Consider the following 13,982-nt stretch of genomic DNA (forward strand, 5'->3'; position numbering starts at 1 on the left):
GAACGTGCGGACGGCGGCGGCTTTGTTCGTGACCGAGGATGCGCGCGCGGCCCGCCTGCTCGCCGCCGAGAAGGAGGCGTTCCGGGATATCGAGGCTCACGCCACGTCCGTGCATTTCGAATGGTTGCGGGCCGGGCGGATCGATATGGCCGAGACCAGCTCGCTGTATCTCGACACGCTGCGCGACCTCAAGCGGGTGAACGCCCACCTTGTCGCGGCGGCGGCATACCCCGTGCTTGAGGGCAAGGGCGAGCTGCTGCCGAGCAGGTTGCGCCAGGACGGGATGGAGGAAGATTAGAGCGCCACTGTTCCCTCGATGCAGGTCGTGACCTTGCCGCCGACCCAGATATCCGCGCCGATCTGCCGCACCTCGACCCGTCCCGCGCGCCCGAGTGCCGTGCCCTGGCTGGCCACGTAGGTCGAGGGTGCCAGGCCGCTCCCGATCAGCCATTGGGCGAGGCCGGCATTCAGACTCCCGGTGACCGGGTCTTCCGGCACGCTGGAACCCGGAATGAAGGCGCGCACTTCGAATTCGGCGTCCGTCCCGTCCCGGTCGCGGTCCCATTTCCCGACCACACCGAGATCCAGACCCGCCAGGGCGGCGTAATCCGGTTGCAGCGCCAGCACCTCGGCGCGGGATCGTAGCATGACGGCGACCCAGCCTGGGCCGTTATCCACCCATTGCGATGCGATAATGGTGTCCCGCGTCAGGCGAAGCCCACGCGCGATCCTGTCCAACAACTCGGGCTCGACCGGGCCGGCCCGCCGCAACGGCGGCGCCGCGAAGGCGAGCGATGCGCCGTCGCGCCGGATGCGCACCAGGCCAGCATCGCATTCCTGAACGATCTCGGCGCCTCGCGGTACGCCACCGGATGCCAGCCAGACATGGCAGCTTCCCAAAGTGGGATGTCCCGCGAAGGGCAATTCCCGCTCGGGCGTGAAAATGCGCACCCGGTAATCCGCATCCGGCGCGCGCGGGCGAAGCAGAAACGTCGTTTCGCTCAGATTGGTCCAGTCGGCGAAAGCGGCCATCCGTGCATCCGAAACCGCGTCCGCGCCGACGACCACGGCGAGAGGATTTCCCTTAAGCGCCTGTGCGGTGAACACGTCTACCTGCTGGAATGGCAATGTCGTCATGCGGTTTCGAATCCGCTCAATACGTTCACCACGTTGATCCCGATGTCTTCGACGGCGTAGCCGCCTTCCATAACGAACATGGTCGGCCGCGCCAAGGAGGCGATGCGCTCGCCGATTCGGGTGAAATGCTCCCGCTCCAGCCGGAACTGCGAGATCGGATCGTGCTTATAGGTATCGACGCCCAGGGAGACGATGACGATGTCCGGCCGGTAAGTCTGGATGCGTGTCAGTCCGTGGTCGAGCGCGGCACTCCATGCCGGCCATTCGGTGCCGAGCGGCAGCGGGTAATTCGCATTCATACCCTCGCCATCGGCTGCGCCGGTTTCATCGGCAAAGCCGAGCCGGTAGGGAAATTCCGCGTCGGGGTCGCCGTGAATCGAGACGAACAGCACGTCGTTGCGCCGATAGAAAATCTGCTGCGTGCCGTTTCCGTGATGGTAGTCGATATCGAGGATCGCGATCCTGGCAGCACCGTCGCCGAGCATCGCCTGTGCCGCGATGGCCGCGTTGTTGAGAAAGCAATATCCGCCATAGTGGTCGGTGCCCGCATGGTGACCGGGCGGACGGCAGAGCGCGAAGGCAGAGCGTTCGCCCTGGGTGATGAGGGAACTCGCGGTAAGCGCGGTATCGGCCGAGGATTTGATGGCGCGCCAGCTTGTTGGCGTGATCGGGGTGCCGGCATCGAAGGAGTAATAGGCCAGTTTTCCGTCCAGGCAGCGCGGAACCCGGTCTTCCCGCACGCCGCGCGTGCCGAAGGTGAAGGGAATCGCGCCGCCCGATCGTCCGGCTTCCTGCCATTCCGCATAGGCGTGCTGGAACAAATCGATCATGCCGGCATCATGAATGGCGGTGAGTTTGGATAATGGATAGGGTTGCGGCGCGGAGATTTCGCCAAGCCGCGCGCGCTCGATTTCGGCGCGGATCAGGTCCGCCCGTTCGGGTTTTTCGAAGGCGGGAACATATGCGCCGTTGAGAAGTTCTCCGGGGCTTTGGTGAAACCGATGATCGGCATTGAAGATCGTGCGCATGGATCGATTCCTCGGGCGTTTCCATATTCGGATTTGCGTGATTACAGCGAACCCAGACTGAGCACGCTAGCGTTGATCGCCGGCCGCTCACGGGCAAGATCAAGCGAGCGAGCGACGCTGTAATAAACCAAGCCAGACACCAACAGGCCTGGCGCCCATGAAATGTCCACCCCGCCGAGAGCCTTGGCGACAGGCCCTTCGTAGAAACCTGCTAAATCAAAGAATGGCACGCTTGCCGCGAAGCCAACGAAATAGGCGACGATACCGCGCCAGCTCCATGCGCCGTAGATTCCGTTCGGCTCAAACAGATCCCTGATCGCGTAATGTCCACGGCGGACAAAGAAATAATCCATCAGGTTCACAGCCGTCCATGGAACCAGGAGATAGAGCATGATCGACAAGCTGTCATACAGCGCATTGATGGCTTTTGCGGTGACGTTCAATGAAATGGCAAGCCAGATCACCATCAGGACGAGAATGCCGACAACCCGTACGCCCTTGCTGGGTTTCAGCTTTACGAACGCATCGGCACCTGTGACCAGAGTGAGCATGCCGGAGTAGGCGTTGAGTCCCATCGTCGCGGCCAGCGCGCCGATGGAGACCAGCACCAGTATCGTACCGAGATGGGGGAATACCATGTTTCCCGCTAGATTGGTCGCAACTAGCCCGTCTTGCACACCGAGATAGGTGGAGAGCCAGGCTCCGAGAATGATAAGCCAAATTGCCGAGAGAGAGGCGCCAAGATAAACACTTAGCACAAGCCCGGTGCGCGATTTTCCGTGCGGCAGATATCGAGTGTAGTCCGAAACATAGGGCGCGTAGGTGATGTTGAAGCTGGCTCCAGCCGCGAACTCCGCGGCGAAAGCGATCCAGTTGAAGCCGGAATGTGCAGGCGGTTTTCCAGATACACCGCCGGTTGCGATCGCGACCGTGAGTATCAGGTAAAGTGGTAGGCTGATCCAAAACAAAATACGAAAAACGAGATGCAACCAATCATGACCATAAATCGCTATCGTTATCGCGATGACCGCAAGGATTAACGCAACGGCACTGATTTCCCAGCCGAACAGATTGTGCAAGCCCTGGCTGAGCAACACAGTGTCGACCACGTTGAAACCAGCAAAGGTGAAGAGCGTGCCTATCAACGGGATAATTACCCCCCGATAGCCGAACTGGGCACGTGATTGGATCATCTGGGGCAATCCAAGATCTGGCCCCTGGCTTGCATGGAATGCCATGAAGATCGTGCCGAACAAGATACCCAGCGTACCGCTGAGGGCGGTATAGCCGAAGCTCAGGCCCATCCCCGGTCCGATGAAGCCAATCGCAGTCGTGACGAAGTTGAAATTTCCGAGAAACCAGAATGGCCCCTGGTTGATGACCTTGCCGCGTCGTTCCGAAATCGGCACATAATCGATGGTCCGATGCTCGATGCCAAGCCGAAATGCGTTTGTGGTTCCTTCACCCGTTTCAGTGTTCATTTGGACGTCCCCATTATTTCAAGCTTTTGTTCAGCCAAAGCAGTTAGGAAGATGTTCGAGTTTTCCAAATCCGGTTGATTGCGTCACTGACGGAACGTATTTCTATGTTTAACGGACTTCGCTTAACGCACTCCCGTTTATGGCAGTTCCGCGATCACGTCGATTTCGACGAGCCATTCCGGCCGCGCCAATGCGACCACGACCAGTCCGGTGAACACCGGAAAGACGCCCTTCAGCCACTTGCCGGCGACGCGATAGACCGCTTCCCGGTAGCGGATATCGGTGAGATAGACGGTGACCTTGCAGATATGATCGAGCGAGGCCCCGGCTTCGCGCAGCAGAAGGTCGATATTCGCCATGACCTTCTCGGCCTGTCCCGCGGGATCGCCGACGGCGACGTTCTCGCGGGTTTCCAGATCCTGCGCGACCTGACCGCGCAGGTAGATCGTCTTGCCGGCGATCACCGCCTGGCAAAGATCGTTGTCGAGGCGCTGTTCAGGATAGGTGTCGTGGGTGTTGAACTTGCGCAGCCGTGTATGAGCCATGGCGTGAATCCCTCGGTGTTAGCAAATTTATTCGGCGGCGCGGCGGAGAGCATTGTCCTGGCCGAGAACCCGGCCAGACAGTCCCGCTGCCTTGTGCGCGACCCGCAGCGTCTCGTTCCAGTCGAAATTGCGATACACCGAGGCAAGATGCGCGAACGGCGGCGATTGCGCGAAAAGCTGAAAGGTCAGCCGGTGCCCCGCATAGTCGGAGTTCAGAAGGTCGCGGGCGAACGCGAGTAGTTTCCTGCGGTCTTCCGCCTGCCAATTGTCGTTGATGGTGTAGAATTTTTCCAGCCACGGCGCGGTTTCGGGGTTACGGAACGACGCCGCGTCCGGTGTCACGCAGATTTGCCCGCCGCAGAGTTCGCGGGCGATATGCATCATCTCGTGCAATTGCGAGCAGGCGAGCACCCGGCCGGTGTAAAGCAGGGACTGGTTCGGCATCAGCAGGCCGCCGGGGCTTGGCTCGGCGGTGGCGATGGCGGCGGTGAGATGCGCGTTGATTCCCTCGCGGTAGCAGGCGAGCTGGGCCAGTTTCTCCTGCACCGCCTGCTGCTTGTCGAGCCCGGTCTGGCGCGCGTTGAACAGCGCGGCGCCGATCATCATGTCGGCGAATTTGAGATTGCGCTGCACGAAGGCGAAGGCGCTGTAGCGGTGCAAGGTCGCGCGGATGAAGGTCGCCGCCCTGGTATGGCGGTAGAACAGCACGTTTTCCCAGGGGATCAGCACGTTGTCGAAAATCAGCAGCGTATCGATTTCGTCGAAGCGGTTGGCGAGCGGATAATCCTCCGCCGGTGCGCGGCCGGCGAAGCCGGTGCGACAGATGAATTTCAGGTTCGGCGAGCCAAGGTCGCAGACGAAACCGACGGCATATTCGGAAAGTTCGGCATTGCCCCAGTTGGCGATGGTTGGTTTGGTAAAGGCCTGGTTGGCATAGGCGGCGGCGGTTTCATATTTCGCGCCGCGAACCACGATTCCCGCATCCGTTTCCTTCACGACATGGAGCAGCATGTCGGGGTCCTGGTCTTGCGGTCGTTTGGACCGATCGCCTTTCGGGTCGGTATTGGCGGAGACGTGGAACGGGTCCTGGCGGATCACTTTGTCGATGTGCCAGCGGATATTCTCGGAAAATTGCGGATTGACCTCGTTCAGCACGTCCTGGCCGTCGAACAGCGACCACATCTCGCCGACCGTCTCGTCGCCCACGCGGGTCACGATACCGCCGATCTCGTCCAGCACCGTATCGGTCGCGAGGCGTTTGGCGTGCCAATCGGCCTGGGTGAACGGCAGTTTCAGCCCGATCGCCGAGCTTTGCCCGCGCTCGTCCTGGTAGGTCATTCTCTCGGCGAATTCGGCCTCGTGCTGCATGTCGTAGATGCGCGCCCGGATATCGACCAGGGGCTTGAACATTTCGTGGGTCGCCACGTCGTGCACGCGCTCGCCGTTGATCCAGACCTGGCGGCCGTCACGGATCGAATCCCTGTATTGTTGTCCTGTGCGGATCATATCGGTCTTCTTTCAGTTGCGTACGTTGAGCGCGGTTTCGGACAGTTTGCTGATTCGGGCATAGTCCTGGGCGACATAGGCCAGAGCCGGCGCGCCGGTGCTCCTCGCCGCGATCACCCGGCCGATGAACACCATATGCGTCGCGGCCCGATGGGCGTGATCGACTTCGCAGTGAAACGCGGCGACCGCATCTTCCAGGCGGGGCGCGGAACACGCGATATCCGACGTCCAGGAGGCGCAGCCGAAATCGAAGGCGGGATGGTCGCCAGAGGTGGCGCGCCCGGCAAAGCAATCGGCGACATGGCTCTGGGCTTCCGACAGCAGATTGACGGTGAAGACGCCGTTCCCGCGGATCGCGGCGCAAGCCGGGCTGCGAAAATTGATGCAGGTTAGCAGCATCGGCGGGTCTGCCGAAACCGATGCCAGCGCGCTGACGGTGACGCCGAAGCGGCCGGCCGGCCCGTCGGTGGTGATGACGGAGACCGCGGTTGGAACCAGGCGCATCGCGGCGATGAACGGCTCGCGCAGCGGCGCCATGGTGTCCCGAACCAGCTCGATGGCACGCTCCTGTGCTTCAAACGCCATCTCGATTACCTCCAAGGCTAGGGCGCGGGCCGAGGCCGCAACGCCATGTCGTTGAGCTGGGTGGACTATGGGCGATTTCGCGGAGAATATAAAATCGATACTATAACAGCATTGGCTCGGAAAAATAAAAGCAAGGAGGGCTGGATCGGGACGCTATTCGTTGCCGGGAACTCCAAAGGACGGGGCCGATTCGGGATTGAGGGCACGGGTGACGTAATCCTGCATCTGCGGCCGCCAGACAGCCCAGAGCGCATCGAGCGCATCGAGCGGGTGGTTGTGCCAGTCGACCCGCAAATCGACGACCGGCCATGCCACGCGATCCACCAGGATCAACCCGATCGATCTGATCGGTCCCGCTTCACCTCCGGCGGCAAGGCCGGCGCGCATCGCCGCAAGAACCCGGTCGCCCAGGTGGTCTGCCGGCGCCGCTTCGAACGCGGCGACGATTGCCGCCGGCACGCCGGTACTGGCCAGGAGGTTTCCCGCCGAAACCACGTTCCTGCCGGAAGCCGCCGCATGCAGCCCGAGCGAGCGCGAGCCGGAGAAATGTGCGGTTCCGCCCTTGTCGTCCACCAGTGTCAACTGGCGATAATCGAGATGGGTCGCCTCCGCCTGAAGGGTTTTGCAGGCTTCCGCCGCGGTCATGCCCTCCGCCAGAAGCGCCAGCGCGCGCGGGCCGAGGCGGGGATCGGTGATGTTTTGCGTGGTTGCGGCGCCTACTCCGGCGCGGGCATAGGCGCAGCGTGCCGCGACGGCCGGCGAGGAGGACGCCACGGCGACCGCGAATTGGCCGGTTTCGGCGCAGCGCGCGGCGATCGAAAATGTCATGGGCACAGTTCTCCGGTTCGTCGTGAATGGATGGGCAACCTACCCAAGCAGGTTGTCTAACTTTTGCAAAATATTTCTTTTTGACGATTGGTTTAGGAAAAGCTAAGTTCGGGTAGAGAACGATATGCGCTTTACCCTCAAGCAGATTTCCTATTTCGTCGCGGCGGCGGAAACCGGCAGCATCACGCTGGCCTCCGAGCGGGTGAATATTTCGCAGCCCTCGATTTCCTCGGCGATCTCCGCGCTGGAGGCGACGTTCGGGATTCAGCTTTTCATTCGCCATCATGCCCAGGGGCTTTCGCTGACCAATGAGGGGCAGAGGTTTCTGCGCGAGGCGCGGGGGCTGCTGCAACAGGCGGAGGAGTTGCAGAGCGCGGCGTCGGTCATTTCCTCCGCCGTGACCGGGCCGCTGGAAATCGGCTGCATGTCGACGCTTTTCCCGCTGGTGATTCCCGAGCTGATCCAGATTTTCAAGAAGCGGCATGAGGCCGCGCGCATCAACGCGATCGCCGGCAATCAGGCGGAATTGTTCGAGACGCTGCGGAGCGGCCAGATTTCCCTGCTGCTGACTTATGACCTCAACATTCCGCCGGATATCGATTTCGTGCCGCTATCGCCGCTGCCGCCCTTTGTCTATGTCGCGGCGAAACATCGGCTGGCACGGCGGCGATCTGTGGCGCTTCAGGAATTGGCTGAAGAACCCTTCATTCTTCTCGACCTGCCGCTGAGCCGGGATTATTTCCTTTTCCTGTTCCGCCAAGCCGAAGTGGTGCCGCGCATCAGCGGGCGGTTTCCGCATATCGACGTGATTCGCAGCCTGGTCGCGCGTGGCGAGGGCTATAGCCTTGCCAACGCGCAGCCGAAGAACCAGTCATCGCTTGATGGCCGCAAGCTGTCCTATCTGGCTCTGGAGGGGTCGTTCAAGCCGCTGATCTATGGCATCGCGCTGCTGAAGGGATTGCGTCGAACCTCGACGACGGATGCGTTTCTGGCGCTGTGCCATGAACTCCTGCACGAAAAGCCGCTGCCCGGCACCGTGACGTTCACCGCAACGACGTGACCACGCGATCCAAAAACGCATCGCAGGCGGCGAGTTCGTCTTTCGTGATGTATTCGTCGGGCTTATGGGCGCGATCGATCGAACCGGGGCCGCAAACGACCGCCGGCAGGCCGAGCGTGTCGTTGAACAACCCGGCTTCGGTGCCGAAACTCAGCTTGGTGCTCGTCGCATTGCCTGCGGCTGCCCTGGCGAGTGCCGCGATCGGGGCATCTTCCGGCGTGTGCAGGCCGGGATAGGCGTTTTGCACGGTCATTTCCACGGCTGCGTGCCGGCCGCGGGCGATTTCGTTACGCGCGAGCCGTCCGCCGGCTTCCGATAGGCGCGCGAGCAGATCGTCCGGCGAATCACCTGGGAGAAAGCGAATTTCGAATTCCATGTCGCAGGCATCCGGCACGATGTTCAATGCCGTACCACCCTTGATCGTGCCGATATGCACCGTGCTGTACGGCAGCGCATAGGCGGCGTCGGGCGTGCCGTGGGCGCGCAGCCAGGCTTGCAACTCTTCGGTCTCCCGCACCATGGCCGCCGCGAGATTGATGGCGTTGCAGCCCAGCGTTGGGTTCGCGGAATGTGCGGCCTCGCCGCGACAGCAGATGCAGCCGGCGACCTTGCCTTTGTGGCCGATCGCGACGGCAAGCCCGGTCGGTTCGCCGATAATGCACCCGGAGGCGCGAAAACCCTCGGCGGCGAGCCGTTCGAGCATGGGACGCACGCCGACGCAGCCGATTTCCTCATCGCATGAAATCGCGAGATGCAGCGGACGGCTCAATTCCGTGCCGACGGCACGTTCGGCCGCCGTCAGCATGCAGGCAACGAAACCCTTCATGTCGACAGCGCCGCGCGCATGGAGCCGGTCATCCCGCTCGGTCAGCACGAACGGATCGCTCGACCAAACCTGGCCGTCCACCGGCACCACATCGCCATGGCCTGACAGAACAATGCCGCCTTCATTGTCCGGCCCGAAACTCGCCAGTAGATTACTGGTGCCGGGATTTTCGCCGGGGAAGGCGCTGACCCGGCCGCCGGCCACGCGCAGGCGATCCGCGACATAGGCGATCAGCGCATCGTTCGGAGTCCGGCTGATGGTCGGCACGCTAACAAGCCGTGCCAGGGTTTCCACGGTCGATTCCATGGCATATCTATACGTCGCGCGCCTCGACCCCGACAATAGCATATCCGTTCGATTTAGGAGGGTGACGATAATTCGGGAAAGCTGTCCTTGAGCATCGAAAAATTCAATGCAAATGACGGTTTGGTTTCTGCTATCATAAGCAGAAGACAATAATCAGAACGCTGAAATCAGCAGCCGTATCGGAGGAATTCTGGCATGATGGCCGACCGCGCCTCGAGGATGACGATCAACGACAACGCGCTGGCGGATGCTCGATGATGCTGGGCCGACCGGAAAGCAGTCAACAGACGACGGCGCGGGATACGCGCTACGACATTCTGTTCGAGCCGGTGAAAATCGGCCCGCTAACGGCGCGCAATCGGTTCTATCAGGTGCCGCACTGCAACGGCATGGGCTATCGCGATCCCACCGCACTCGCCCATATGCGCGGCGTCAAAGCCGAGGGTGGCTGGGCCGTGGTCTGCACCGAGCAGGTGGAATTCCACTACACCTCGGAGATCACGCCCTTCATCGAACTGCGCCTGTGGGACGACCGGGACATCCCGTCGCTCGCGCGTATGGCCGATAAAATCCACGAACACGGCAGCCTCGCCGGCATCGAACTCGCCTATAACGGCATGAACGGCGCCAATCTCTATTCGCGCGAAGTGCCGATGGGGCCGGCGCATCTGCCGGTCGCCAGCTTCACCTATGATCCGGTCCAAGCGCGGCGAATGGACCTTCAGGATATCCGCAATATCCGCAAATGGCATCTGGATGCGGTTTTGCGGGCGAAGCGGGCGGGTTTCGACCTGATCTATGTCTATGCGGCCCATGCGCTCGGCTTTCTGCACCATTTTCTGTCGCGGCGCTTCAACGAGCGCACGGACGAATATGGCGGGTCGCTGGAGAACCGCATTCGCCTGATGCGCGAAATCACCGAGGAGACGAAAGCCGCTATCGGCGACACCTGCGCCGTGCCGATCCGCATTTCGATCGATGAACTTCTTGGCGAAGGCGGCCTCTACAAGGCTACGGGATTCACACATTTCATAAAATGTATGTAAATCAACGGATTGTAACCGATATTCCGATTTGATCCCGTTATGTGTTCTCTATTATGAGCACTTCAGATCATGTACTTTAATCTGGCTTCGGCGAAATTTTTTCGGGTTGATTCTTTGCCGCAAAGAGATGTGTGCATACCGTAGCCTCTCTCTACAAGGAGGAGGTCGAGGACATGATCGGCCTGATGGCCGATCTGCCGGACCTCTGGGACGTCACCCTCGCCGGCTGGGAGAATGACAGCCGGACATCCCGTTTCGCCGAGGAAGGTGCGCAGGAACCATTCATCAGGGGCGTGAAGCGGCTCACCGCGAAGCCGGTGGTCGGGGTTGGGCGCTACACCTCCGCCGACCGCATGGTCAGCCTTGTCAAGAAAGGCATCGTCGATCTGATCGGCGCGGCCAGGCCATCGATCGCCGATCCGTTCCTGCCGAGGAAAATTAAGGAGGGCCGTTTCGACGACATCCGCGAGTGCATCGGCTGCAACATCTGCGTTTCCGGCGATTTTACCCAGTCGCCGATTCGCTGCACGCAGAACCCGACCATGGGCGAGGAATGGCGCAAAGGGTGGCACCCCGAGACGGTCAAGCCCAGGCGGACGGACAAGCCGGTGCTGATTGTCGGAGCCGGACCTGCCGGGCTGGAGGCGGCGCAGACGCTGGGAAAGCGCGGTTACGACGTGACCATCGCCGAAGCGGGCACGGAACTTGGCGGCAGGGTGCTCCAGGAATCGCGGCTGCCGGGCCTCGCCGCCTGGGTGCGCGTGGCCGATTATCGCAAGATGCAGCTTGCGCAGCTCCCCAACGTCGAGATTTTCTTCGATAGCAGGCTCGACGCCGGCAACGTGCTCGAATTCGGGTTCCCGCGCGTGGTAATCGCGACAGGGGCAAGATGGCGTGGCGATGGCATTGGCCATCGCCACCTGGCAGCGATCCCAATCGCAGAAGGCGCCTGCGTTCTGACACCGTCCGACGTGATGGCAGGACGCCGGCCGGCCGGTAAGCGTGTTATCGTCTGGGACGACGACCACTACTACATGGGCGGCGTGATCGCCGAGCTTTTTGCCGAGCAGGGCTATGAGACACTCTATCTGACGCCAGCCTCCGAGGCATCGACCTGGACGCGCAACACGATGGAACAGCACTTCATTCAGAAGCGGATGCTGGAGAAGGGAATCACTATTCAGTCTTTTCGTTCGGTCGATGTCATCGAGCGCAATGAGGTCGTCACTTCCTGCGTCTTCACTGGCCGCGAGGAGCGCATCGCCGCCGATGCGGTCGTATTGGTCACCGCCCGCTTGCCCAACGAACAGCTCGCGCTCGACCTGCTGGCGCGCCGCGACGAGTGGGCGGACGCCGGCATCGAAGACGTTGTCTCGATCGGCGATGCGCTTGCGCCCGCCACGATTGCCCATGCCGTCTATGCCGGACGGCGCTACGCCGAGGAGCTGGATGCCGATCCGCTGCCCGACGGCGTTCTCCCATTCCGCAGAGAGATTGCCGAACTTCTACCCCTCGATTGAAAGAACTAACGATGATGATCCCATGCGTGCTGAATTCGGAACTTGTGGCGCTTGATGCCTGGGGCAGCCCCGAGGATATCGGCGCCACGACGATCGAGGGGCCGATCGCGGTTTCCGGCAAGTTCCTGATCGGCGGGCCGGACAAGCCGGTGTTCGGCGGACTCTATGCAGCAACGCGCGGCACCTACCGCGTCGTCTACGCTTTTCATGAACACGCCACGCTTCTCGACGGTGAGGTTGCGATTACCGACGAGAAATCCGCCAGAACGGTCGTGTATCGGCCGGGCGATTCCTGGATCATCGCCAAAGGCACTGACGTGACCTGGGATATCCGGTCCGAGACAATCCGCAAGAGCTACATCGCGACAACGATCGATTTGTGAAGCCGGCGCTCATGAAGGGCACGGCACGATAATCGGCAAGGAGGAAAAACGGAATGAGTACCAGGCTAAGGGCCAATTCCCTATCGTTTTTCGAATCCCTGGTCATGGGTGTCGCCGGATCGGGGCCGGCGAACGGCATTTCGCTGGCACTCGGTGCTCTTATTGGCACCGCGGGAATGCTGGCCCCTGTCGATCTGCTGATTTTCGCCATCCCGATGTTAGGCATCGCCTTTGCATACAAGGCGTTGAACAAACGCTCGACCCATGCCGGCGCCGCCTATAACTGGGTTAGCCAGTCCTTTGGCAAATTCAACGGTTTCATGGCGGGCTGGGCTCTGATCACGGCACAGATGATCTTTATCATCGTGGGTGTGACCCCCTTGTCCACCGCGGTTCTGGATTTCATAAATCCGGCACTGGTCAACAATGTTGTCATCATTACGGCGCTTTCGGTGCTGTGGTTCCTGTTCATCGTCGGCGTCGTCATGGCCGGCATCAAACTCACCAGCTACATGCAGATCATCATGACGACGTTCGAGATCCTTGTGCTGCTTGCCGTCGGCACCGCGGCGTTCATTCATGGTCACACCCTGCACCGGGCCTCCCAATTCTCATGGCACATGTATACGCCGGCCTATGTGATCGGCCATTTCTCGATCAAAAACTTCTCCGCATCCTCACTCATCGTGGTGTTTCTCTACTGGGGCTGGGATGTCACCGCCAATCTCGGCGAGGAGACCAAAAACGGCGAGGAGGCAGCCGGCAACGGCGGATTGTCGGGTGTCCTCGTTTGTATCTTTCTTTATTCGATGTTTGCGGTCGCGGCTTTGATGCTGTTCAATTTTGCCGAGGTTCAGAAGTACAGCAATAACATCATCTACCAGATCGCGATCGCCTCGGGCCTGGGGCGAATCGGTGGCCTGATCGCACTCATCGCCGTCGTCGCCTCCAGCGTCGCCACGGTTCAAACCGGCATGCTGCAGGTGACCAGAACCATGTTCGCGATGGGCCGCGACGGCGCGCTGCCGCGCTATCTCGGCACCGTCAGCGAGAAAACCCAGAACCCGACCGCGGCCACCAACTGGCTGATCGGCGCGGGGCTTGCCGGTATCCTGCTCACCGGCTTCATGCCCTCGGTCGCTTCCATTCTCAACGATGCCGCCGCCGCGACCGGCTTGCAAGTCGCCTATTATTTTGGCTTGGCTGGCTTGGTCTCCGCCTGGGTGTTCCGCCACACATACCGGGAGTCCGTCGCGCGCTGGTGCCTGTTTTCGTTCTTCCCCGGCATCAGCGCGATTTTTCTCATGACGCTCGGCCTCTATTCGCTCACCACGTTCAACACCACGACGATCGTAGTCGGCGTTGGCACCCTGCTCGCCGGCATCCTGTTTTTTCGTCCCCGACGCTATATGGTGGCGGCCGTGGAGGAGCCGGGCGTGTGACCCATCATCGGGGGGCTGGTCGGCAGATCAGCGACCGTTGTGCGCTTTTTCCATTTTTGGCGACCGCCTTTTGGTTGACCCCGTAGCGCTTGGCTAGAACCCTCAGGCTCTCTTGACTATGCTGTATCGCTCGACGGACCGCCTCTGTCGTGGTGGCGCGCCCATGTAAAACACCGCCCTGGCGGTCATACGCTTGTGCGGGAAACATCGTTCCAGGATGCGCCGTGACCCAAGATACCCCCGCCCGCGTGAGGAGGCCTCATGTCGCCGTGAGGTTTCAAACGCTCGA

At 61.1% G+C, this 13,982-nt stretch carries 13 protein-coding genes and 2 pseudogenes; 6 read left to right on the plus strand and 9 right to left on the minus strand.

Translation table 11 applies throughout. The features are described 5' to 3' along the window. Positions 1-298 (plus strand): annotated as a pseudogene (locus tag AiwAL_RS09660) (Na/Pi cotransporter family protein); the annotation flags it as partial. On the opposite strand, the gene AiwAL_RS09665 reads toward AiwAL_RS09660, so the two are convergent. The 7 genes from AiwAL_RS09665 to AiwAL_RS09695 form a co-directional block, all read right to left on the minus strand. Next, on the minus strand, positions 295-1,137 hold the full coding sequence (locus AiwAL_RS09665) for a PhzF family phenazine biosynthesis protein (RefSeq protein ID WP_235706219.1): 843 nt from the start codon (positions 1,135-1,137) through the stop codon (positions 295-297). The pseudogene AiwAL_RS09660 and the gene AiwAL_RS09665 sit on opposite strands and share 4 nt — an antisense overlap. Further along, entirely contained in the window at positions 1,134-2,165 is a 1,032-nt protein-coding gene (locus AiwAL_RS09670; protein ID WP_262312607.1) for a histone deacetylase family protein, read from the minus strand. Before AiwAL_RS09670 ends, AiwAL_RS09665 begins: the two co-directional genes overlap by 4 nt. Before the next feature lie 41 nt (positions 2,166-2,206). Then, positions 2,207-3,646, minus strand: coding sequence for a cytosine permease (locus AiwAL_RS09675; protein WP_235706221.1), 1,440 nt, complete (start codon positions 3,644-3,646; stop codon positions 2,207-2,209). Between the two features lie 137 nt (positions 3,647-3,783). Beyond that, a complete protein-coding gene (locus AiwAL_RS09680; protein ID WP_235706030.1) occupies positions 3,784-4,191 on the minus strand; it encodes a RidA family protein in 408 nt (135 codons plus the stop codon). Positions 4,192-4,218: 27 nt separating this feature from the next. Further along, positions 4,219-5,697 carry a 4-hydroxyphenylacetate 3-hydroxylase family protein gene (locus tag AiwAL_RS09685; RefSeq protein ID WP_262312608.1) on the minus strand — a complete coding sequence of 493 codons (1,479 nt, stop codon included), beginning with the start codon at positions 5,695-5,697 and terminating at the stop codon, positions 4,219-4,221. A 12-nt stretch (positions 5,698-5,709) separates the two neighbouring features. Beyond that, positions 5,710-6,282: a flavin reductase family protein gene (locus tag AiwAL_RS09690; RefSeq protein WP_235706028.1), complete on the minus strand. Its 573-nt coding sequence runs from the start codon at positions 6,280-6,282 to the stop codon at positions 5,710-5,712. A 153-nt stretch (positions 6,283-6,435) separates the two neighbouring features. Beyond that, positions 6,436-7,110 (minus strand): DUF1028 domain-containing protein, encoded by a 675-nt coding sequence (locus AiwAL_RS09695; RefSeq protein WP_235706027.1) that lies wholly within the window; start codon positions 7,108-7,110, stop codon positions 6,436-6,438. A gap of 124 nt (positions 7,111-7,234) precedes the next feature. Between AiwAL_RS09695 and AiwAL_RS09700 the strand changes: the two genes are divergently transcribed. Next, a complete protein-coding gene (locus tag AiwAL_RS09700) occupies positions 7,235-8,170 on the plus strand; it encodes a LysR family transcriptional regulator (protein ID WP_235706026.1) in 936 nt (311 codons plus the stop codon). On the opposite strand, the gene argE is transcribed toward AiwAL_RS09700, so the two are convergent. After that, positions 8,154-9,302 carry an acetylornithine deacetylase gene (gene argE, locus AiwAL_RS09705; RefSeq protein ID WP_235706025.1) on the minus strand — a complete coding sequence of 383 codons (1,149 nt, stop codon included), beginning with the start codon at positions 9,300-9,302 and terminating at the stop codon, positions 8,154-8,156. The genes AiwAL_RS09700 and argE overlap by 17 nt on opposite strands. 254 nt (positions 9,303-9,556) lie before the next feature. Here argE and AiwAL_RS09710 point away from each other — a divergent pair, with 254 nt between their 5' ends. The 4 genes from AiwAL_RS09710 (at position 9,557) to AiwAL_RS09725 (ending at position 13,693) form a co-directional block, all read left to right on the plus strand. Then, the gene (locus AiwAL_RS09710; RefSeq protein WP_262312609.1) at positions 9,557-10,348 is read left to right on the plus strand and encodes a hypothetical protein; all 792 of its coding nucleotides are present in this window, start codon (positions 9,557-9,559) and stop codon (positions 10,346-10,348) included. A 173-nt stretch (positions 10,349-10,521) separates the two neighbouring features. Next, positions 10,522-11,868: an FAD-dependent oxidoreductase gene (locus AiwAL_RS09715; protein ID WP_262312610.1), complete on the plus strand. Its 1,347-nt coding sequence runs from the start codon at positions 10,522-10,524 to the stop codon at positions 11,866-11,868. Between the two features lie 11 nt (positions 11,869-11,879). Further along, positions 11,880-12,251 (plus strand): cupin domain-containing protein, encoded by a 372-nt coding sequence (locus AiwAL_RS09720; RefSeq protein ID WP_235706023.1) that lies wholly within the window; start codon positions 11,880-11,882, stop codon positions 12,249-12,251. 53 nt (positions 12,252-12,304) lie between these two features. Beyond that, entirely contained in the window at positions 12,305-13,693 is a 1,389-nt protein-coding gene (locus tag AiwAL_RS09725) for an APC family permease (RefSeq protein ID WP_235706022.1), read from the plus strand. An 11-nt stretch (positions 13,694-13,704) separates the two neighbouring features. Here AiwAL_RS09725 and AiwAL_RS09730 read toward each other — a convergent pair. Further along, positions 13,705-13,901, minus strand: a pseudogene (locus AiwAL_RS09730) (hypothetical protein); the annotation flags it as partial. Positions 13,902-13,982 lie beyond the last annotated feature (81 nt).

It is taken from the genome of Acidiphilium sp. AL, from assembly GCF_025499445.1.
Classification (GTDB): domain Bacteria; phylum Pseudomonadota; class Alphaproteobacteria; order Acetobacterales; family Acetobacteraceae; genus Acidiphilium; species Acidiphilium iwatense.